This is a genomic window from Natroniella sp. ANB-PHB2 (assembly GCF_046097105.1).
Lineage (GTDB): Bacteria > Bacillota > Halanaerobiia > Halobacteroidales > Halobacteroidaceae > Natroniella.
Map to the genome: position 1 here is coordinate 1,783,291 of NZ_CP175562.1, position 22,775 is coordinate 1,806,065.

20 protein-coding genes are annotated in these 22,775 nt (G+C 34.5%); 5 read left to right on the forward strand and 15 right to left on the reverse strand.

The window, feature by feature from the left end:
- Positions 1–17 precede the first annotated feature (17 nt).
- From mtaB to ACKF5P_RS09040, 12 genes are all read right to left on the reverse strand, one after another.
- Positions 18–1,316: a tRNA (N(6)-L-threonylcarbamoyladenosine(37)-C(2))-methylthiotransferase MtaB gene (gene mtaB, locus ACKF5P_RS08985; protein ID WP_408954869.1), complete on the reverse strand. Its 1,299-nt coding sequence runs from the start codon at positions 1,314–1,316 to the stop codon at positions 18–20.
- 84 nt (positions 1,317–1,400) lie between these two features.
- On the reverse strand, positions 1,401–2,138 hold the full coding sequence (locus ACKF5P_RS08990) for a 16S rRNA (uracil(1498)-N(3))-methyltransferase (protein WP_408954870.1): 738 nt from the start codon (positions 2,136–2,138) through the stop codon (positions 1,401–1,403).
- Positions 2,139–2,433: 295 nt separating this feature from the next.
- Positions 2,434–3,315: a 50S ribosomal protein L11 methyltransferase gene (prmA, locus tag ACKF5P_RS08995; RefSeq protein WP_408954871.1), complete on the reverse strand. Its 882-nt coding sequence runs from the start codon at positions 3,313–3,315 to the stop codon at positions 2,434–2,436.
- 15 nt (positions 3,316–3,330) lie between these two features.
- Complete coding sequence (dnaJ, locus tag ACKF5P_RS09000) at positions 3,331–4,461, reverse strand: molecular chaperone DnaJ (protein ID WP_408954872.1); 1,131 nt, start codon at positions 4,459–4,461, stop codon at positions 3,331–3,333.
- A 101-nt stretch (positions 4,462–4,562) separates the two neighbouring features.
- Positions 4,563–6,419, reverse strand: a complete 1,857-nt coding sequence (gene dnaK / locus ACKF5P_RS09005; protein WP_408954873.1) for a molecular chaperone DnaK — start codon at positions 6,417–6,419, stop codon at positions 4,563–4,565.
- Between the two features lie 116 nt (positions 6,420–6,535).
- The gene (gene grpE / locus ACKF5P_RS09010) at positions 6,536–7,159 is read right to left on the reverse strand and encodes a nucleotide exchange factor GrpE (RefSeq protein WP_408954874.1); all 624 of its coding nucleotides are present in this window, start codon (positions 7,157–7,159) and stop codon (positions 6,536–6,538) included.
- A 19-nt stretch (positions 7,160–7,178) separates the two neighbouring features.
- Positions 7,179–8,207, reverse strand: coding sequence for a heat-inducible transcriptional repressor HrcA (hrcA, locus tag ACKF5P_RS09015; protein ID WP_408956649.1), 1,029 nt, complete (start codon positions 8,205–8,207; stop codon positions 7,179–7,181).
- Positions 8,208–8,387: 180 nt separating this feature from the next.
- Positions 8,388–9,524, reverse strand: coding sequence for a radical SAM family heme chaperone HemW (hemW, locus tag ACKF5P_RS09020; RefSeq protein ID WP_408954875.1), 1,137 nt, complete (start codon positions 9,522–9,524; stop codon positions 8,388–8,390).
- 12 nt (positions 9,525–9,536) lie between these two features.
- Complete coding sequence (gene lepA / locus ACKF5P_RS09025) at positions 9,537–11,339, reverse strand: translation elongation factor 4 (RefSeq protein ID WP_408954876.1); 1,803 nt, start codon at positions 11,337–11,339, stop codon at positions 9,537–9,539.
- Between the two features lie 174 nt (positions 11,340–11,513).
- Positions 11,514–12,695 carry a stage II sporulation protein P gene (gene spoIIP / locus ACKF5P_RS09030; RefSeq protein WP_408954877.1) on the reverse strand — a complete coding sequence of 394 codons (1,182 nt, stop codon included), beginning with the start codon at positions 12,693–12,695 and terminating at the stop codon, positions 11,514–11,516.
- A 234-nt stretch (positions 12,696–12,929) separates the two neighbouring features.
- A complete protein-coding gene (gene gpr, locus ACKF5P_RS09035; protein WP_408954878.1) occupies positions 12,930–13,910 on the reverse strand; it encodes a GPR endopeptidase in 981 nt (326 codons plus the stop codon).
- Positions 13,911–13,929: 19 nt separating this feature from the next.
- The gene (locus ACKF5P_RS09040) at positions 13,930–14,265 is read right to left on the reverse strand and encodes a phage holin family protein (protein WP_408954879.1); all 336 of its coding nucleotides are present in this window, start codon (positions 14,263–14,265) and stop codon (positions 13,930–13,932) included.
- A 206-nt stretch (positions 14,266–14,471) separates the two neighbouring features.
- Here ACKF5P_RS09040 and rpsT point away from each other — a divergent pair, with 206 nt between their 5' ends.
- The 5 genes from rpsT (at position 14,472) to ACKF5P_RS09065 (ending at position 16,683) form a co-directional block, all read left to right on the forward strand.
- Positions 14,472–14,738, forward strand: coding sequence for a 30S ribosomal protein S20 (rpsT, locus tag ACKF5P_RS09045; protein WP_408954880.1), 267 nt, complete (start codon positions 14,472–14,474; stop codon positions 14,736–14,738).
- Between the two features lie 193 nt (positions 14,739–14,931).
- On the forward strand, positions 14,932–15,168 hold the full coding sequence (locus tag ACKF5P_RS09050; RefSeq protein WP_408954881.1) for a small, acid-soluble spore protein, alpha/beta type: 237 nt from the start codon (positions 14,932–14,934) through the stop codon (positions 15,166–15,168).
- 44 nt (positions 15,169–15,212) lie between these two features.
- Positions 15,213–15,482 (forward strand): small, acid-soluble spore protein, alpha/beta type, encoded by a 270-nt coding sequence (locus ACKF5P_RS09055; protein ID WP_408954882.1) that lies wholly within the window; start codon positions 15,213–15,215, stop codon positions 15,480–15,482.
- 32 nt (positions 15,483–15,514) lie between these two features.
- Positions 15,515–15,874 carry a small, acid-soluble spore protein, alpha/beta type gene (locus ACKF5P_RS09060; protein ID WP_408954883.1) on the forward strand — a complete coding sequence of 120 codons (360 nt, stop codon included), beginning with the start codon at positions 15,515–15,517 and terminating at the stop codon, positions 15,872–15,874.
- A gap of 71 nt (positions 15,875–15,945) precedes the next feature.
- The gene (locus ACKF5P_RS09065; RefSeq protein WP_408954884.1) at positions 15,946–16,683 is read left to right on the forward strand and encodes a CAP domain-containing protein; all 738 of its coding nucleotides are present in this window, start codon (positions 15,946–15,948) and stop codon (positions 16,681–16,683) included.
- Between the two features lie 81 nt (positions 16,684–16,764).
- Here the strand turns inward: ACKF5P_RS09065 and ACKF5P_RS09070 are convergent, their stop codons facing one another.
- From ACKF5P_RS09070 to leuS, 3 genes are all read right to left on the reverse strand, one after another.
- Positions 16,765–19,092, reverse strand: coding sequence for a DNA internalization-related competence protein ComEC/Rec2 (locus ACKF5P_RS09070; protein ID WP_408954885.1), 2,328 nt, complete (start codon positions 19,090–19,092; stop codon positions 16,765–16,767).
- A gap of 1 nt (position 19,093) precedes the next feature.
- Complete coding sequence (locus ACKF5P_RS09075; protein WP_408954886.1) at positions 19,094–19,696, reverse strand: helix-hairpin-helix domain-containing protein; 603 nt, start codon at positions 19,694–19,696, stop codon at positions 19,094–19,096.
- 367 nt (positions 19,697–20,063) lie between these two features.
- Positions 20,064–22,538, reverse strand: coding sequence for a leucine--tRNA ligase (gene leuS, locus ACKF5P_RS09080; protein ID WP_408954887.1), 2,475 nt, complete (start codon positions 22,536–22,538; stop codon positions 20,064–20,066).
- Between the last annotated feature and the right edge of the window lie 237 nt (positions 22,539–22,775).

Here is a 22,775-nt window from a genome sequence, read left to right on the forward strand (position 1 = left end):
TCTAAGTTTTACTATTATTATTCTAAGCTACCAATTATTCTTCCTGCTTCTTGCTTTAATTTTACTTCAACCAATTGACCAGCTAGATCATCTGCCCCATCAACAAAAACTCGTAAATAATTATCAGTCAGCCCTGTCAATAATCCAGTCTTATAATCACGACTCTCTTCTAATAAGACTTCTAACTTCTGCCCAATAAATTGTTGTTGATAATTACGGGCCAACTCTGCTGTTAATTCTCTCAACTTCTTACTCCGTTTCTTCTTAACTTTAGAGTGAACTTGCTCTTTAAAACCTGCAGCAGGAGTTCCCTCTCGTTTAGAATACTTAAAGATATGAGCATCACTAAATTCAAGCTCTTTCATCAATTGATAAGTTTTTTCAAAGTCAGCTTCACTCTCCCCTGGAAATCCTACAATAACATCTGTTGTTATTGCAATCTCTGGCACCTGCTCTCTTATCATTACAATCATCTTCTTAAAATCAGCAACCTGATAAGGACGATTCATAGCTTTTAAGACCTTATCAGAACCACTTTGTAACGGCAAGTGGAGATGGCGACATAACTTTTCTGACTCAGCAATCAACTCAATTAACTCTTCACTAACCTCTGTCCCTTCAATTGAACTCAACCGAATACGTTCTAAACCTGCTATTGTTAATAACTCCTTAATTAACTTAACCAAATCGAGATTCTCTTTGTCAGCTCCATACTCTCCTAAGTGAATCCCTGTCAAAACAATCTCTTGAAAACCATGCTTGACCAACCGACCTGCTTCAGCCATTACATCATCTAACTCTCTACTCCGTAATGAACCCCGTGCATAAGGAATAATACAATAAGAACAAAACTGGTTACAACCTTCTTGGATCTTAATTGTTGCTCTAGTTCTTTCAGTGAAATTTTGAATAGGAACCTCTTCAAAAACTTCTTTTTCATCCATATCTTGAACAAAATTAAGTTGTTCTTTTGAGCTAATAGCCTGCTCAATAAACTCTACAATTTTACTACGTCCTTTAGTACCCACTACTAAATCAACTTCTGCTATCTCCATTACTTGCTCAGGATCTACCTGAGGATAGCAACCAACAACTGCAACTAAAGCATCAGGATTTCTACGCTTAGCTCGTCTAGTTATCTTACGTGACTTACTTGCCCCTTGCTTAGTTACAGTACAGGTATTAATTATGTAAATATCGGCCTCTCGCTTAAAGTCAACAATTTGATAACCTGGTTGCTCAAACTGAGCAATCATCGCCTCAGTATCATAACGATTGACCTTACATCCTAATGTATAAAAAGCAACCCGTTTCATAAAACACCTCCACTCAATTAACAATATACAGAAAGTAATTGCTCTTGCTTTATTTAATTATAAATTGTAACTATAATTTACAATTTATCCTAAATCTCCAGTTTGATATAATAACATTGATAAAGTAGCTAACCCTGCTGTTTCAGTCCTTAAAATACGCGACCCTAAACTGACAGGCTTAATTCCTGCTTCTTTGGCCCTCTCTACTTCTTGCTTACTAAAACCACCTTCTGGGCCAATAACAATCATCACTCTCTCCATCTTATTATTGCCTGCAATAACCTCTTTTAAACTTCCTTCTTCTTCTTCCCACGGTATCAAAGCAAGATCATACTCTTTAGCTAAAGAAATTATCTCTTCAAAGCCAACCAACTCTTTAACCTCTGGTATTTTAGCTCTACCAGACTGCTTAGCTGCTTCTTTAGCTATCTTCTGCCACCTTTTTTGACGTCTCTTAGCCTTACTAGGCTTCAATTTAACAATACTTCGTTCTGTCTCAACAGGTATAATCTCCTCAACACCTAACTCAGTCGTCTTTTGAGCAATCAAATCCATCTTTTTGCTCTTAGGTAATCCTTGTACCAAGGTCACTTTAGTATCAGGTTCTACTTTAGCTACAAAATCTTGGTGAACCTTCCCCTTCACAGATTTCTCTGTCAGTTCAACCAACTCTATAATATACTTCTTCCCTTCTCCATCAGCAACACTTATCTTATCACCAGAATCCAATCTTAAGGAACGAGTAATATGTCTAACATCCTGTCCAGTAATGGTAACTTCTCCATCAATTATAGCTGTTGGTTTAACAAAAAAATGATGCATTTTATCCTCTCCTATCATAGCTATAAGCTATCAGCTTTCAGTCGTCAGCAAAAACCTAAATAGGGGCACGACGTGTCGTGCCCTTACAAAAAATATCATTCTGCAAATAAAAAGTTAAACTTAATTGATATACAGTGGCACTTTTCGTTCGTAAAAGAATGTGTTTTTGTAGGGGCGACTATCCGTGGTCGCCCGTGATTTAACATGGGCAGGCACAGAGACCTGCCCCTACAAATATCATTTCTACCCGCCAAATCAAAAGTGCCATAATATTATAATAAACTTTTGCGTTTTATCAGTTACTAGCACTCCCAACAACTGTCACCCATTCATTCTTCTGGATTATTTCTTCAACTTTAAATTGATATTCTTCTAATCTTTCCTTAACTCTATCCAACTTTTCTTCAACAATTCCTGATAAAATAAACTTTCCGCTGGATTTAAGAACCTTATTTAGATCAGGAATTAAATCTAGGATTATATGTGGTAAAATATTAGCAATTACCAAGTCATAATCTTGATCCACAACTTTAACTAAATCCCCTTCTAAAAATTCTATCTCGTCTGCTATTTGATTCAACTGAGCATTCTCTTGCGCTGCTGTAATAGCTACCGGGGAAATATCAACTCCCACAGTAGCACTAGCTTCTAACTTAGCCGCAGCAATAGCCAAAATTCCCGTTCCTGTCCCAATATCTAAACAATTCGCTCCTGCTGCAAGGTATTTCTCAATCATTTCTAAACAGGAGGTAGTCGTTTCATGTTGGCCCGTTCCAAAGGCCTGCCCTGGATCGATCTCAATTATGATCTCATCTGTACTGGCTTGATAGTCCTCCCAAGTTGGCTTAATTACAATCTTTTCGGTCACCTTAAGTGGTTTAAAGTTCTCTTTCCAATTGTTGGCCCAATCCTCTTCTTGCAATTGACTTACTTTTAATTTAGCATTACCAATATCTAAATTATAATCTTTTAAATTAGTAATTTTGGCCTTCAATTCAACAAGCTTTTGTGACGAAAAAGAATCCTCTTCACAATAAGCTTTAATTAAAATTTCATCTTCATCCCCTTCAGATAATTCTTCCTTAAAAATACTTTCAATTCCAAATTTATCTAAAAGATTAGTAATCGCTGCAAAAGCTTGATGAGTCGTTCTAATCTCTAATTCTTTCCATTTCATCTCAATTACCTCACTTTACATGCCAAAAGCATCTTTAATTTTTTGCAGAAATCCTTTCTGTTCAGGGTTTATCTCTTCACCACTTATATCAGCAAATTTTCTTAATAATTCTTTCTGCTCTTGATCCAACTTTTCAGGGATTACAACCTTAACTTTAATATGCTGATCTCCACGTCCTCTTCTATTCAAATGAGGGACTCCTTTACCTTTTAACCTAAAAGAAGTTCCTGGTTGAGTTCCTTCAGGAATTTCAAACTTGACTCGACCATCCAACGTTGGAACTTTAATCTCATCTCCTAAAGTAGCTTGCACAAAGCTAATAGGAACTTCACAGATTATCTCATCACCTTTTCTTTCAAAGATTTCATGAGGTTTAATATTAATTACAATATATAAATCCCCATTAGGCCCACCATTCTTACCTGCTTCACCTTCTCCTGTCATTCTCAGTCGAGAGCCATCATTAACACCCGCTGGAATATCAACTGTTATCTTTCTTCTTTTCTTTATTTTTCCTTGACCATTACAATTAGAACATGGATTATTAATAAATTTCCCAGTTCCATTACAGCGATCACAAGTACTTTTCTGAACCATCTGACCAAATGGAGTATTCTGTTTAAACTTAATTTCACCTGTTCCTTTACATTTAGCACAACTTTCTACATCTTCATTGCTTTGAGCTCCAGAACCATTGCAACTAGAGCACTTCTCTGTACGAGGAATAGTTATTTCTTTTTCTGCTCCAAAAGCAGCTTCTTCAAATTCAACAGTCAAATTATATTTCAAATCTGCTCCTTTACGGGGGGCATTCTTACGGCTACCTCCTCTGCCTCCACCAAAAAACATATCAAAAATATCATCAAAACCACCACCAAAACCACCTTGACCACTAAAACCGCCTTGACCAAATCCTCCATCTTGATCTACACCAGCATGGCCAAATTGATCATATCTAGCCCTCTTTTCTTTATCACTTAGTACTTCATATGCTTCTGCTACTTCTTTAAACTTCTCTTCTGCATTAGGATGATCACTTACATCGGGATGATATTTTTTAGCTAATTTCCGATATGCTTTCTTAATCTCTTTCTTATCAGCATTACGATCAACACCTAATAATTCATAATAATCTTTCTTAGCCATTTCACTCACCACCTTTAAAATAATTGGTCATAAAAACAGAGTCAAAGCCAAATTTTTTGGCTTTGACTCTACTAAATCCAAGTTAGTTCAGATTATTTTTATTATTCATCATCAACCTCTTCATAATCTACATCTACCACATCATCATCTTCTTGCTGTTGAGCTCCAGTATCTCCTGCTCCTTGTTGAGCTTGCTCTGCTTGTTGATACATTTGAGTTGTTAATTCATGTAGCTTTTGACTTAATGCCTCTTGTTTTTCTTTAATCTGCTCAACATCAACTTCATTTGGATCGATATTGTGCAGATCAACACCTTCTAAAACTTCTTTCAGTTCATCTTTAGCAGTTTCAATTTCATCTACTACAGATTGATCAACTTGCTCACCAGCTTCTTCTAATGTTTTTTCAACCTGATGTACCAAACTATCTGCACCTGTCACTGTTTCAACTGCTTCCTTCTTCTTTTTATCTTCTTCTGCGTGCTCTTCAGCTTCTCTAACCATCTCTTCTATCTCTTCTTCTGATAATCCTGTTTCAGATTTAATTGTGATATCCTGTTCATTTCCTGTCCCCTTATCTTTAGCAGAAACATGAACAATACCATTATCATCTATCTTGAAAGATACCTCAATTTGAGGTACTCCCCGTGGTGCAGGTGGAATATCTGTCAATTGAAATCTGCCAAGGGTTTTATTATCTCTGGCCATCTCTCTTTCTCCCTGCAAAACATGGATATCAACCGTTGTTTGGTTATCAGCAGCAGTAGAGAAAACCTTACTCTTCTCAGTTGGGATTGTAGTATTGCGATCAATTAACTTAGTGAATACTCCTCCCATTGTTTCAATTCCTAAGGATAAAGGAGTCACATCTAATAAAACTATATCATCAACTTCATCATTTAAGACCCCACCTTGAATAGCAGCACCCATTGCTACACATTCATCTGGATTAATTCCCTTATTTGGAACCTTACCGATCTTATTTTCAACTGCCTCCTGTACCGCTGGAACTCGAGTAGAACCACCGACCAATAAAACTTGGTCGATCTCAGATTTAGATAAACCTGCATCATTTAATGAACGCTGAGTCGCTTTTATTGTTTGATCAATTAATCCAGAAATCATCTTTTCAAACTGTGCTCTTGTAATGTCTACATCTAAATGCCTTGGCCCTTCTTCAGTCTGAGTAATATATGGTAAGTTAACATTTGTTGTTGCTACACCAGATAATTCTATTTTTGCCTTTTCTGCTGCATCTTTTAGACGTTGTAAAGACATCTCATCTTTTCTTAGATCGATTCCATGTTTCTTTTCAAACTCTTGTGCAAGATAGTCGATGATTTTTTCATCAAAATCATCTCCACCAAGCTTATTATCACCATGAGTGGCAACTACTTCAAATACACCACCACCAAGTTCTAAAATAGAGACATCAAAAGTACCTCCCCCAAGATCATAAACTAAAACCGTTTGGTCTTTATCATCATCTAAACCATAAGCTAAAGAAGCTGCAGTCGGCTCATTAATAATCCTTTCTACTTGCAACCCTGCAATCTTCCCTGCATCTTTAGTAGCTTGTCGCTGAGCATCACTAAAATAAGCAGGAACTGTAATTACAGCTTTTTCTACCTTTTCTCCTAAATAATCTTCAGCATAACTTTTCAACTCCTGCAAAATCATAGCAGACACTTCTTGTGGGGTTCGATCCTTTCCACCCAATTCTACTTTATAATCTTCCCCCATATGCCTTTTAATAGATTGTACTGTCTGTTCAGGATTAGTAATTGCCTGCCGCTTAGCAGGTTCTCCAACCAACCTCTCATCCTTTTTAGAATAACCTACTACTGAAGGAGTCGTTCTTGCTCCTTGTTTATTAGGAATAACTTTAGGTTCTCCACCTTCTATAACTGAAACACAAGAATTAGTTGTTCCTAAATCAATACCAATTATTTTACCCATTTTTCCATCATCCTCCTTATACTAACATTATATTTTATATTTTTATCAATCTATTGATATCTCAATTAACTTCCAGTTATTTAATTAAGGTTATATTTCTATATGTAAAAGTTAACTTACTCTGCTACTTTAACCATTGCTGCTCTAAGTAATGTACCCTCAAATAAGTATCCTTTCTGCATCTCATCTACAATTATTCCAGAGTCATATTCTTCACTCTCTACCTTACCTACTGCTTCATGATAGTTCGGATCAAATTCTTCTCCAACTGTTTTAATCTCTTCAATACCATTAGTAGTTAACACTTTAAGCAATTGCTTATAGATCATCTCTACTCCTTCTAATAACTCAGAAAAATCATCACTATTTTTAGAACTTGCCAAAGCACGTTCAAAGTTATCAATTACAGGTAATACTTCTAAAATAAGGTTTTTGTTCGCATTGCTGACTATCTTCTTTTTTTCCTTAGCCATTCTTTTTTTATAATTAGCAAAATCGGCCTTCAACCTCTTAACTCGCTTCAAATACTTCTCTTTCTCCTCTTTTGCAGATACTACTTCTTTTTCTAAATCTTTAATTTCTTCTTCTAACTCTTCAATTACACCTTTAGAATCTACTTCTTCAGCAATAACATCATCCATTTTATCCTCATCTTCTACTCCATCTTTTCTGACTTGCTTATCTTCAACCTCTCCAGCTTGCTCTTGCTGAAGTTCTCCCTTTTTTTCTTCCTCTCCCATCGTTACACCTACTTTCTCACTATTGATTTGTTAATATATTACTCAAGATCTCAGCCACATACTTAACAGAACCTACTACTTTAGAATACTCCATTCTAGTTGGCCCTAATACTCCTATCTTCCCAATTGGTCTATCATTTAAATGATAAGTAGCAATTACCATACTACAATCTTTAATTTCTTCAAAACTATTTTCACTTCCGATCAATATTTTAAGCTCTGAACTACCTTCATAATTTGCTAATACATCACGTAGTAATTTTTTTTGCTCCAAAATTTCTAATACAGTTCGTAACTTTTTAACATCACTAAATTCAGGCTGATCTAATATATAAGCAGTTCCTCCTAAATATATTTTCCCAGATGTAGAAAAATTATTCTCAAATATCTCCTTTTTCAGTAGTTTTAATTTCTCAGCCAAATCAAACCTACTAATAAGTTGCTTATTAATTTCATCTAGTAATTGGTCGTTTATCTGATGTAACGATAAACCATACAACCTTTCATTTAAAAAACGTGATATATTATCCAACTCTTCTGAAACAATAGCAACAGGAGTATCTATAACTTTATTTCTAATTAATCCTGTATCAGTAACCAATACCATTAAGATTTTCTTGCTTGCAATCGGAACTAATTGCAAATGACGAAAGATACTCTTTTTAATCTGAGGACTTAGTACTAATGATGTATATTCTGTTAAATCAGATAACATCTGTGATGTATGTTGAATTAACTCTTGAATCCCATCTTTTCTAGATGAATATTTCTCCTCAATTAATTTCATTTTCTGTTTGGAAACTCTCTTTGAATTCATCAAAGTATCAACATAAAATCTATACCCTTTATCAGATGGTACTCTCCCAGCAGAGCGATGGGGCTGTTTTAAATAACCTGCCTCTTCTAAATCAGCCATTTCATTCCTGATTGTCGCCGAACTGACTCCAAAATCATACTTACGGGCCAATGTTCGAGAACCTATTGGCTCAGCTGTAGTCACATATTCATTGATGATGACCTTCAAAATCTTCTTTTTTCGCTCCGTCATCTCCAGCACAACCACCACTCCTTTTATGTTAGCACTCGAGGCTATCGAGTGCTAATAGCATGTTATAATTAAAATATCATTTACTTGATCATTTGTCAAACAGAATAATTTTAAATTATTTTAAATTAGCTGGATTTTACTCTTGAAATCAGTAATATACTCCTATAATAAAACCTATACTTAACTCAAAATAAAATTAGCTAATACTTGATTAGCTAGCAAGAAACCTTGCTCAGTCAATACCATTCTATCATTTTTAAATTCAATCAGACCTTGTACTAATAACTTATCAACTTCTGGTTGATATAAATCAAAGATAGAAATTTGATGCCTCTTTTCAAATTTAGCCAGTGATATTCCAGACTTTAACCTCAAACCTAAAATTATAGTCTCTTCTATCTTTTCTAACCGATTCAACTTCTGGTAATCAGCCCAAGGTAGTTGATCCTGTTCAATTTGTTGGCAATACTGACAAATATCTGCTAAATTATAACCACGTCCCTGCCCATCACAAAAGTATGCTCCTGGGCCAAGGGCCAAATAAGGTTCATTTTTCCAATAAATCTGGTTATGAATCGATTCTGCTCCTTGCTTTGCAAAATTAGAGATCTCATACTGTTGATATCCTTCCTTAGCCAATATTTGTAATGTTTTGTTGTACATCGCTAAATCTAGTTCTTCTTCACAATAATCTATCTTTCCTTGTTGTAATTGTTGAGCAAAAACTGTTCCCTCTTCAATCTTCAAATTATACGTAGCTAAATGTTCAGGCTCAAACTGACAAGCTTGAGTTAAGCTTTCCTCCCAATCTATTAGAGATTGACCAGGCAGAGCAAACATTAAATCAAAATTAAGGTTAGAAAATCCTATCTCTCTTGCTAAATTAAAAGCTGTAATTGCATCTTGAGCCGTATGCTTTCTACCTAATCTCTGTAACAGCTGGTCATCAAAAGACTGCACCCCAAAGCTTAATCTATTGACTCCATTTTCTTTTAATAATTTTAACTTCTGAGTAGTAACTGTTTCAGGGTTGGTTTCGACAGTAATCTCAATTCCAGACTGACAATCAAATCTTTGATAACACTTATTTAAAATTGAAACCAACTGCTGCCCCGATAAAATACTAGGCGTCCCACCACCAATAAATATACTCCTGATCTCAGGAGTATATTTATTAGCTATCAACTCTATTTCTTTCTGTAAAGCTTGTAAGAATCTCTGTAATAAACCTTCTTTAATTTTAACTGAATTAAAATCACAATAATAACATTTAGAACTACAAAAGGGAATATGAATGTATAAGGCAAATTTATTCATTAAATAAGCTCCTTAATCTATCTCTAATACTGACATAAATGCCTCTTGTGGAATATCAACACTACCAACCTGTTTCATTCGTTTCTTACCCTCTTTTTGCTTTTTAAGCAACTTCTTCTTTCGAGAAACATCTCCCCCATAACATTTTTGGAGTACGTCCTTACGCTTGGCCCTGATTGTTTGACGAGCAATAATATCATTACCAATAGCAGCCTGTACTGGCACTTTAAACATCTGTTCAGGAATATTCTCTTTCAATTTCTTAGTCAATTCACGACCAATTTCGTAGGCAAAATCACGATGAACTATACAAGATAACGCATCCACCGATTCTTTATTGACTAAAATATTCAATTTAACTAAATCTGCTTCTTGATAACCTTTAAATTCATAGTCAAAAGTAGCATAACCTCTAGTATTAGACTTTAATTTATCAAAAAAATCAAGAACAATCTCACTCAACGGAAGATCATAAGTTAATTTTACTCTAACCTGATCTAAATACTCCATATTCTTAAATTGACCCCTTTTATCTTGGGCCAACTCCATTGCTGAACCAACATACTCCTCTGGCAATAAAATCTGAGCTTCCACAATCGGCTCCTCAATCTTTTCAATCTGATGCTTATCAGGCATATTGGCTGGATTTTCAACCTTTAATACCTCTCCATTCTCGTGATGGACATTATAAATTACACTAGGAGCAGTAGTCACTAAATCTAAATCATATTCTCGTTCTAGCCTTTCTTGAATAATCTCCATATGCAATAACCCTAAAAATCCAGTTCGATAACCAAACCCTAAAGCTTCAGAAGTCTCTGCTTCAAATGTCAAAGATGCATCATTGAGCTGTAATTTTTCTAAAGCATCCCGTAAAAGATCATAATCTTTACCATCTACTGGGTATAGACCACAAAAGACCATCGGCTTAGCAGGCTGATAACCTGGCAATGGCTCTTCAGTAGGATCATTAGCATCAGTAATAGTGTCTCCAACCTGAGCATTCTTAACATCCTTAATGCTAGCTGCTACATACCCTACCTCTCCTACTGATAATTGCTCTGCCTTCTTCATTTGAGGACTGAACGTACCTACTTCACTAACCTCAAAAACTGTATTCGTAGCCATCATCTTAATCTCCATCCCCGGCTTAATTGCTCCATCAACTACTCTATAATAAGAGATTACTCCTCGATAAGGATCATATAAAGAATCAAAGATTAATGCTTTTAACGGCTTGTCCTTTTCTCCAGAAGGTAAAGGAATCCTATCGACAACCGCTTCTAATACATCTTTAATACCTATCCCTTCAATAGCACTAGTTAAGATTGCTTCATCAGGATCAATCCCAATATCAATTAACTCTTCTTTAACCTTATCTGGATTAGCATTAGGCAGATCAATCTTATTAATGACAGGAATTAGCTCTAGATCATTCTCTAATGCCATATAAATATTCGCTAAAGTCTGTGCTTCAATTCCTTGAGCAGCATCTATGACCAATAAAGCTCCCTCACAAGCAGCTAAACTTCTAGATACTTCATAAGAAAAGTCAACATGACCAGGAGTATCTATCAAATTCAAGATATAATCCTCTCCATCATCAGCTTGATAACTCATCCTCACTGCTTGTGCCTTGATAGTAATTCCCCGTTCCCTTTCTAAATCCATCGTATCTAATAACTGCTCTTCCATCTCCCTTTCGGATATAGTTCCTGTAAACTCCAGTAATCTATCCGCTAAAGTAGATTTTCCATGATCAATATGTGCAATAATCGAAAAATTTCTGATATTCTCTTGCTTAACTGTACCCATCCTGGCCCTCCTTATTATCTATATAAATTAAATTTAACTTTTTCACTTAGTCATTTAGAGTCTAGAAAAAAACTTAGTTTAATCATATTGAAGAAAATTATTGATTCAATTTATAGAATTCATTATATAATTATAACACTCCCTTTGTTATTAATCAAGATAGTAAATTTTCTTCTAAATCCCTTGTTCAATCATACTAGCAATTACATCTGCAAATAGATCCATTGCTCTTTTCGCCTCTTCAAGGGTATTCTCAGTCCCTCCTACCTCCAATAACAAAGCATGTGGATGAAGGTGTTGATTATATCGTCGATTATCAATCAACTTAACTTCCCTTAATAAGCCAGGATACTTCCTTTCCATCTGATGGGCCAACCGTTTAGCAAACTCAAAATTCTTCTGCCATTCCGAATGAGGAAGACCATAATTATTATTAGTCACAACAATCATAACCTTAGCTACTTCTTCCCCATCAATCGTAGTTGTTGTTAAATCTTTAGTAGCATTAGGGATGGCATCACGATGGATATCAAATAACATCTCTAACTCAGAATTCTCTTCTATCATCTTCTCTCCTGTTTCTAAGGATCTGATATATGATCTAGCATAAGTTCGGTCATGAACTTCAGTCGAATGAGCAACTGGAATATTATAATATTTTTTCAACCTTTCAGTTAAATGCTTCCCTACTGCTACTACATCCCCTTTTTCGCCTGGTAGTGCTCGGAAATCATTGGTTGGATCTTCATAATTCTCTGCTGTATGAGTATGATAAATACCTACAACTGGAGTAGTAAATTCTTGCCCCCTATCACCACCAATATCTTCTTTTCTTTTAATCTCTAACTCCTCTAAATAGTTTAATAGGTTTTTCGTTTCTGAGTCATCACCTTGTGATGTTGACTTCTGTTGTGAAAGCTTTATCTCAACTCGCTCATCTTGATGGCTACTTTCTGTCTCTAACTTCTCTTGCTCATTATTCATCTCTTCCATGCTAGATGAACTAACCTTTCTTACCTCTTTTTGCCTCCCCTCTTTATTAAAAAATGAAGGAGGTAATCCCACTATAAAATTAAAAACAATATCAGTTTTAGATACTACCTCTTCTAAAACTAAATTTGGACTGACCCTGACAACTGGAAAACCTTTCTTTAAAACAAGTTTTGAATGAAAATCATCTAAATATACTAATTCAAGCAAATAGTAGGATAAATTACTCTCCTTAAAAAACTCTCCTAGAGGTATCCTCTTAACTGAAAAATTATATTTATTAATTATTAGGGTACCAAAAATTAATAATAAAATAGCATAAAGTATAAGTACACTAATTAGAAAGTTAGAGCGATTTTTGAACATAAATACCACTTCCTATTTTTTGTATCATTACTAAATAAAGCTATCCACTGGTAACTTCAATCATCTAACACATCTAAAAACAATTTTCCTAACTATAAAAAATTTATGTGCTTTAGAATAAATTTATAACCTTAAAGCAAAGCATTTAATATTGAAAAATCATTAATAAATATTTTAAAAATAAAAAAAGCTCTAATCTCAGCTGAGATTAGAGCTTTTTTTATTTTATAAATTTTATTGTAAATATAATGACACATCTTCTGCTTTAATATCTGGATGTAAAGCTACATTAATTCCTCCTGCTAGTATTCTACTAATATCACCGATCAACTTATCAATTCCTTTTGGTGTTACTATTAAATCACCTAAAAATGGCTGCAAAATCTCTCCAATTAACTGTTCAGAAATATTATTTTGTTGGATCATCTGTTGTACTTCACCAGCAACATTCTGATTATTTGCTAGATGGTTAATAGTATCATTAACTATATTAACAGAATTGATTACTGTAGGCATTCCCATTGCAATTACAGGAACCCCCATATCTTCTTCAGTAATCCCAATTCTCTGCTTTCCTAATCCAGAGCCAGGATAAATTCCTGTATCACTAATCTGAATTGTTGAAGCTAATCTAGAACTTTCTCTAGCAGCTAAAGAATCAATTGCAATTATTAGTTGAGGATGAACTCGATCAACTACCCCTCGGATAATTTCTGCTGTTTCAATTCCTGTTAATCCTAAGACACCTGGAGATAATGAGCAGACAGATCTCATTCCTTCTCTCGAATCTTGAGGTGCATCATCATATAAATGACGAGTAACTAATAAATGATGAGAAACTCTTGGCCCTAAGGCATCTGGAGTTGTATTCCAATTCCCTAAACCAATTACTAAGATTGTTTCTTCACCATTATTTTGACCAAGTGAGGAAGAGTCCATAATATTATTGAGTTCATTAGCCACTACCCCACTAAGATATTCATGAACCTGGCGATCCCCAGACCGAAAATCTTCAGATTCAATCGTAACATAATTACCAGGAGACTTTCCTATTTGTTGCCCAGCTTGTTCATTTAAAACTTCTACTCTAGTAATTTTAGCATGGTCAACCTCAGTTTCATCAAGAGTGACTCCAGATATTTCTCCCCCTGTTCTCTCTATAGCTATATTTCTAGATTCAACTGCTAAATCTGTTAATGATGCTAAATTATCCATTTAATTTCCTCCTTTATTTTCATCGTAATTGCGTTGGCACGAATGCATCAATAATTCCAATTGTCAATGCTGCTAATAAAGCCCCAATTACAGTCACTGACATACCTGCTACTAAATATTGAGTGGCATAAATCACAACAGCAGCTGTAATAAATCCAATTATCCCTCGCCCCTGAGGAGATATATCTTCTCCCAATACACTTTCCAATAAATATCCTATGAGAGCAATTACAACAGCAGCAATTAAAGCATTAGTAAACCCAATTACTTCTACACCTGGCAACAAAAAACCTATTCCTAATAGTACAAAAGCAGAGACAATTAATCTGACTATTGCTCCTACCCAGTCTACCATATTTTATCTCCTCCTTTTCAGTTATAGTTATCATAACCAGTTTTATTTTCTCTATTCATTAATAGTAATTGATACTTATTTATACAAATTAAATTCTTAAATTCTAATCTTCATCTTGCGTTTTAAATAATTGTATGATACAATTTATATGCTTAGCAAAGAAGATGATAATTAAATCAATATACATATATAAGGAGGTGACCGAAATGCCAACTTCTGAATCTGCAAAGAAAAGAGTTAGAGTTACTAAAAAGAAGACTGAACTTAATCGCCAGCGAAAAGAAGAGGTTAAGCTTGCTATTAAAGACTTTGAAGAAGCAGTAGCAGCTGGTAATGTAGAATTGGCTGAAGAAAAGCTAAAAGAAGCTAAAAAGACTATTGATAAATCTACTAATAAAGGTCTGTTCCATAAAAATACTGCTGCACGCAAAAAATCTAAGTTAGATAGAAAATTTAATAAATTAACTGCTTAAGTTAGATTAATTAAGAGGTGTTATCTGATATCAGATAACACCTCTTTATATTTTATAAATAGCTAAAATTTTAAAAAAATAATCTTTAATTTCATTAATCTCAAACTTTAATAATCATTCTAGAAGTTTCTAGTATGAATTAAATTCTAAATCAACAAACTAGAAGTACAAGATAAACAAGGAGGTGAAAGAGATGAGCATTCGCAACAATAGTAACCGTTTAGTCAATCCTATGGCTAGACAAGCACTTGATAAATTCAAATTAGAAGCTGCACAAGAGTTAAATGTTTCTAATGAGTATAAATCTGGTTATTGGGGCAACATCACTTCTCGTGAATGCGGTTCTGTTGGAGGACAGATGGTTAAAAAGATGGTTGAACAGTATGAAAATCAATTGGCTAATGGCACTACTACTCAAATTACTAATTAATCATTAATATTTTAAACTAATAATCATAAAAGGAGATGAAATAAATGAGTATTCGTAACAATAATAATCGATTAGTTAATCCTATGGCTAGACAAGCTCTTGATAAATTTAAATTAGAGGCTGCACAAGAGTTAAATGTTTCTGATGAGTATAAATCTGGTTACTGGGGTAATATCACTTCTCGTGAGTGTGGATCTGTTGGAGGACAGATGGTTAAGCAAATGGTTGAACAATATGAAAACCAACTAGCTAATGGTAATGGAAGTGCTCCTCAAGCACAAGCTACTAATGCACAAAACCAACAAAATCAATAATCAAACTAATATTATAAAAGGAGATGAGACAAATGAGTATTCGTAACAATAATAATCGATTAGTTAATCCTATGGCTAGACAAGCTCTTGATAAATTTAAATTAGAGGCTGCACAAGAGTTAAATGTTTCTGATGAGTATAAATCTGGTTACTGGGGTAATATGACTTCTCGTGAATGTGGATCTGTTGGAGGACAGATGGTTAAGCAGATGGTTGAACAATATGAAAATCAATTAGCCAATGGTAATGGAAGTGCTCCTCAAGCACAAGCTACTACTAATCAAAATGGAGCTCCTACAACTAATGCTACTCAAGCTACCAATGAACAAAATCAAAACGGAAATGGTCACAACCTAAGTCAAAAAGCTGGTAAATTTGAGCCACAAGGATAATTTAAAACTAAAAAACAATATAATAAGCGGTGCTTTAAAGCACCGCTTATTATAATTTAGGAGGGATATAAATGAGGAAAAAATTATTAATTTTTAGTCTTGTTTTATTTGGCTTACTTTCTTTAAATTTAGAGTTTGCAACTGCAAGATCAGAACATGAAGGGCAAAAACTATGTATCGTTCAACAAGGAGATAGCTTATGGCAGATTTCAAGAAGACACCGAGTCAATTTTAGGAGCTTAATAAGAAACAATGATCACTTTGAAAATCCAGACTTAGTTCACCCTGGAAATAGAGTCTACCTTCCACCAGAGGCTGAAGATACTGAAGATGAACCGGTAACGGAAGAAGAAGTTCTACCACCTGAAGAGGAAGTGGAAGAAGAACCAACAGAAAGAGAACCACCAGTAGAAGATGACAATATTGCTGCTTATGAAGCTGAAGTGGTAGAATTAGTTAATGTTGAAAGAGAAAAAGAAGGTCTAGAACCTTATCAGCATAACCAACAGGTATCACAGGTAGCTCGTAGAAAATCTGAAGATATGAGAGATAACAACTATTTTAGCCATCAATCTCCAACTTATGGCTCCCCTTTTGATATGTTAGAACAATATAATGTTGAATTTAGAGCAGCAGGAGAAAACATTGCCAAGGGCCAAAGAAGTCCTACACAGGTTGTTAGAAGTTGGATGGATTCACCAGGTCACAGAAGAAATATCTTAAGTCAAGAATTTACCGAAATTGGTGTTGGCTATGCTCAAAACGGAAATGGAGAAACTTATTGGACACAGATTTTTATTAGACCCTAGGTATAAGATTAAGTCTAAGACTAAGTTTAAGTAAATCCTAACAAACAATTAATCCCTGCTTGCAAACAGGGATTAATTTTTTTAATCTAGAAAAGTCTGATAGCTGTATTGTTGTCCATCCGTTGTCATAATAACCGCTCCATTCTGATCATTTCTTAATAGCTTTATTCCTCTTTGTTTAAATCGCTCAATTACTGTTGGATGTGGATGGCCGTAGTTATTATCTCCAACCTGAATAACTGCTAATTCAGGATTGACTTGTTTAATAAACTCTTCAATGCTAGAGCTAATGCTACCATGATGAGCTACCTTCAATACAAGACTTTCTAAATCAAACCCTTGCTTAAGCAACCTTTTCTCAGCTTCTTTTTCTATATCTCCAGTCAATAAGAGATTAAATTGATCATAAATAGCTTTTAACACTAAAGAGTTATTATTTGCTGCACTCTCTTCTAATAATGGAAAGGTTGGCCCTAAAACCTCAATCTCTAAAGGCCAGATTTTTATATCATCACCTGCAACTAATTGATTATGTTCGATTCTATTTCTCTCTAGCTTCTCTCTAACTTTAACCTCTAATTCACTCTTTTTAATATTAGGAGGATAAAGGACTTGATCGATAGCAAAATTTTTAATTAATGGTTTCATTCCACCAGCATGGTCCCAATGAAAATGAGAAATCAAAATCGAATCTAAGCTCCTAATTCCTCTACTTCTCAGATACTGCTTTATTTCTACTCCTTCCTCTCCTGTATCAACCAATACTCTTTGACCAGTTGGTAAACTTAAATAAATAGCATCCCCTTGTCCAACATCAAAAAAGATAATCTTAAGGTGTTGCTGATTATTAAAGCCAAATTGAAATATCAAAATCAAGAGCAAACTTAAACTGATAATCAGCTTTCTTTTATTCCTAAATTGACTGATAGAGAATGAATCCGATTTTAAGTGTTTGATTAGATAATAGATTAAAAGATAATAAATAATAATTGTAATTAGAGCAGGTCTAGCAATTGAAACTGTCGTCCATAAATTATCAATCAACAACCTAACTAACAATTGGCTCAAATCTAACAAACCTTCAATAATACTAGCTATTACAATACCGCCAGCGCTCCAGATAAATACTACAATTAAAAAAAGCAGACCAAGCCATAATACAACTGTAATCAAGGGTGTTAATAATAAATTAGCTAGCACACTTATTATCGAAATTTGATTAAAGTAATAAACCAAAATAGGTAATAAACCAATCTGAGCAGCTATCGATGCTGCTAATAAATTATTAACCTTTGAACAAAAAGGGAGCTTGATACTAATTAAAGGAGTTAAGTAGCTGATAGCTATTACTGCCCCAAATGATAACTGAAAGCTAACTGTAAATAGACTCCATGGGTTAATTACTAAAATAATTAATGCTACTCCCGCCAACAAATTATAGATATCTACCCTGCGTTTTAAAAGTTTCCCCCATAAGATTAAACTGATCAAGATAACAGCACGCAAAGCTGGTAGTTGCCAACCAGTAAGTAATAGATAACTACTTAGAACTAAAAGATTTAAAATAAAAATAATCCTTTCAGATAATTTCAGCTTCTTACAGATAAAATAAATTATATAACTAAGTAACCCGATATGAAAACCAGAAATAACTAACAAATGACTTAACCCTACTTCTCTAAAATCATTCTCAACTTCTGGTGGTAATAATGATTTATTCCCTAATAATAATGCCTGCAGAATATAATTATTTGGTGTAGAGAAGTAGTCATCAAGTAGTTGATTAATTTGACCTCTTAAATTGAAAATTTGTTTTAGAAAAAAGTTTACTCTTCTTCCAATCTGTTTTATTTGAGAAGTGGAGTTGAGATGTCCGAGAGCATAAATTCCATTTCTTTTAAGGTAATCTCGATATGAAAAGCCTCCTGGATTTCTCTTGCGAGGGGCCAACTCTAATTCAGTCTCAATCCTAACTAGATCACCATAATTTAATTTCTCTTCAGCATCAGTCCAATCAAATAGTAGAACTTTTTGCTGGCTACTCAAATCAAAATCAATTACCTGTAAATCACTCAAAAGATACCTCATTCCTTGATGAGTCTTTTCCACTTCTACAACTCGCCCTTCAATCTCTACTCTTTCTCCTAATATCTCTCCTAAAGGTTCATTTTGCCATGTTAATTCAATACTCCCTAAATAAATTATTCCTATTAAAAAGATTAATAGCCAGCTAATAACCATTAATTTAGAAGAACGTCGATAAAACAATACGATAAAGAAAACAGATAACAAAATAGTTAAGATTTGAACTACTAATAGTAATTCATTATTCATTGCGAGATAATACGCAGAAACCAAACCACTGACCAAAGCACTACAAATTATAACTAATGGTCTATCTACTTTCATTTCAATATGTAATCTGACTCTTTAAATTATCAAAAGTCTTACTCCCAATCCCAGATACCTGCTTTAATTCAGTCAATTCACTGAAACCACCATTTTGGCGTCGATACTCTATAATTTGCTCAGCCAAAGCAGGGCCAACTCCTTGTAATGTTTCTAACTCTTTTTGAGTAGCAGCATTAATATTAAGCTTACTACCAACCATATTAACATCTACTTCATCATAACTAGTACTACCTTGATATGGAATCATTATTCTAGTTCCATCCCTTAACTGCTCTACAAGATTGATTGTATTCAAGTCAGCCTCAGCAGTTGGCCCGCCTGCTTGTTCAATAACTTGATATAACCTTGTTCCTACTTCAATTTTATAAACCCCTGGTTCAGCAACTGCTCCCCCTAAATGAATAAATATCTTCTCCTCTTCTTCTTTCTGCTTTAATAATTCTTCTTCTTTTTCAATCTCAAGCTCTCTTTTTGTACTAGAACTAATTTCAATAGACTTCTGTGAATTCAATTGATTATTTCTAACAACTAACATTATACCAACTATCATAACAGTAATGAGTAATCCTATTAAGACTAAATCATCTTTTTTTAATTTCATTAAATCTCACCTCGTTCATATTTTTTCCTGTTATGATTTATTTATACAATTTTAAGGCGAACTTAAATATCATATCTATTAATTTAACAGCTAATTTCATAATTGATATAATGTGACACTTTTCGTTCGTAAAAGAATGTGTTTTTGTAGGGGCGACTCTCCGTGGTCGCCCGTGATTTAACATGGGCAGGCACAGAGACCTGCCCCTACAAATATCATTTCTACCCGCCAAATCAAAAGTGCCATAATATTGTAATAAAACTTCACTTCAACTCTTTAAAAATTAACTCATGTGCTTTAATACGATTCAACTAATATACAAATAAAAAAACCATGTACTTATAAGTACATGGTCAACTATAATTATTTACTTAACTACCAAGTTAACTAACTTCTTTGGAACAACAATCTCTTTAATGATCTCTTTCCCCTCTAAATACCGCTGCACATTCTCCTGTTCCTTTACAACCTCTTTTAACTTATCTTCTTTAATATCAGCAGCTACTTCTACCTTATCTCTAACCTTACCATTAACCTGAATTACAATTGTGATTTCGTCCTTCTTAATTGCCTCATCATTATATTCGGGCCAACTTTGTTGATGAACACTCTCCTCATATCCTAACTGAGACCATAACTCCTCTGTCATATGTGGAGCAAATGGAGCTAAAAGTAGAATAATTTGCTCAATAACCTCTCTTAACAACTGATAATTAAGCTCACCAAAATCATTTAAATATTTATAAACACTATTTACCACTTCCATAATAGCACTAATAGCTGTATTCAACTGCTTTCTTTCTCCAATATCAACTGTTACATTCTTAATCGCAACATGTAATTGGCGATGTAGCTCTTTATCAGCTTCTGTTGTTATCTCAAAACCTTTACTTACACCTTTAATCTCTTCAATATTTTGGGCAACCAATCTCCAAACTCGATTTAAGAACCTCTCTGCTCCCTCTACCCCTTCATCATTCCAATCTAAATCCCTTTCTGGAGGGGCAGCAAATAAGATAAATAAACGTGCTACATCAGCACCATAATTATCTAGGATTTCTAGAGGATCAACAGTATTTCCTTTAGACTTGGACATTTTAGCTCCATCAAGTAATACCATTCCCTGAGTTAATAGATCATCAAAAGGTTCTTTGTAATCAACATATCCTTGATCATTTAAAAACTTCATAAAGAACCTTGAATAAAGCAAATGCAAAATTGCATGTTCAATTCCACCAATATACTGATCGACATTCATCCAATAATTTGCCTTTTCGGTATCAAAAGCTGAGTTTGTAAAATCTGGACTTGTATATCTTAAATAGTACCATGATGAATCAACAAATGTATCCATAGTATCTACTTCTCTCCTAGCGTTCTTACCACATTCAGGACAGATCGTCTTTACAAAATCATCTGCCTTGGCTAAAGGAGATTGGCCCGTCCCTGTAAACTCAACATTCGTTGGTAATTCAACAGGTAGGTCAGATTCAGGTACTTCTACAACACCACAGTTATCACAATAAATAATTGGAATCGGTGTCCCCCAATACCTTTGTCTAGAGATTAACCAGTCTCTTAATCTATAATTAACTTCCTTTCGCCCCAACTTATGCTTCTCTAGATAAGTAATGATCTTATTGAAAGCTTCATTTGCTGATAGACCATTCAAAAGTTCCGAATTAACAACTACTCCATCTCCTGTGTATGCTTCTTCCAATTGCTCAGCTGTCAACTCTTCATCTTCTGGTTGAATAACAACCCTAATTGGCAATTCATACTTCTTAGCAAATTCAAAATCACGTTCATCATGAGCAGGAACCGCCATAATAGCACCAGTTCCATAATCCATTAAGACATAATTAGCAATCATTACCGGAACTTCTTCTTCAGTTATTGGGTTAATTGCTTTAATCCCTGTATCAATTCCAACCTTTTCAGTATCAGAACCAGTTCTTTCCTCCTCATCTTGCTCTGTAATCTGAGCAATAAATCCCTTGACTTCTTCTTCTTTATCAGTCCCTGTTACTAACTCTTCAACCAAAGGGTGTTCAGGGGCCAATACCATATAAGTCGCACCATAAATCGTATCCGGACGAGTAGTAAAAACCTCCAACACTTCTTCACTATCTTTTATAAGAAACTTAATTACGCCCCCTTCACTACGTCCAATCCAATTTTTCTGCATTGTCTTAACTCGCTGGGGCCAATTCTCTAATAAATGGTGATCAGCTAACAATTGTTCAGTATATTCGGTAATTTTAAAGAACCATTGCTCCAATTCCTTATCAATAACCTCACTATCACAACGTTCACATTCTTCATCAACCACTTGCTCATTGGCCAATACTGTCTGACAGCTTGGACACCAATTAACAACTGATTTTTCTTTATAAGCCAACCCTTCCTTATAAAGTTGTAGGAAGAGCCATTGTGTCCAACGATAATAATCAGGGTGGCAAGTAGCTACCTCTCGCTCCCAATCATAACTCAAACCTAACATTTTAAATTGTTCTTTCATATTTTCAATATTATCCCAAGTCCAATCATTAGGGTGAATATCCCGCTTAATTGCTGCATTTTCAGCAGGCAGTCCAAAAGCATCCCAGCCCATTGGATGCAAAACATTATATCCTTCCATATTTCTAAAACGAGCAAACACATCACCTAACGAATAATTTCTAACATGTCCCATATGTAGATTCCCTGATGGATAAGGAAACATCTCCAATACATAGTATTCATCTTTATCTTCTTCCAACTCACTCTTATATAACTCTTCTTCTTCCCAATATTTCTGCCATTGTTCTTCTACTTCCTTAAAATTATACTCTTCTTTCATCTCCATCCCCCTTTGGCCTCAATTAATAATCTATAACATTTAATTATTTATTCCCCAGAAAAACAATTTATATTCTTTTAGTTTCTAACTCAAACTAAGTTATTTATAAATTACAAAAAACCCTCAACCCCAATAAAGAAAGATCTTTAATAGGGGCGAGAGTTTCACGCGGTACCACCCTAAGTTGATATGAAGACTAGCATGATAACCTCAAAAATCTAACTTTATATTTCTAAG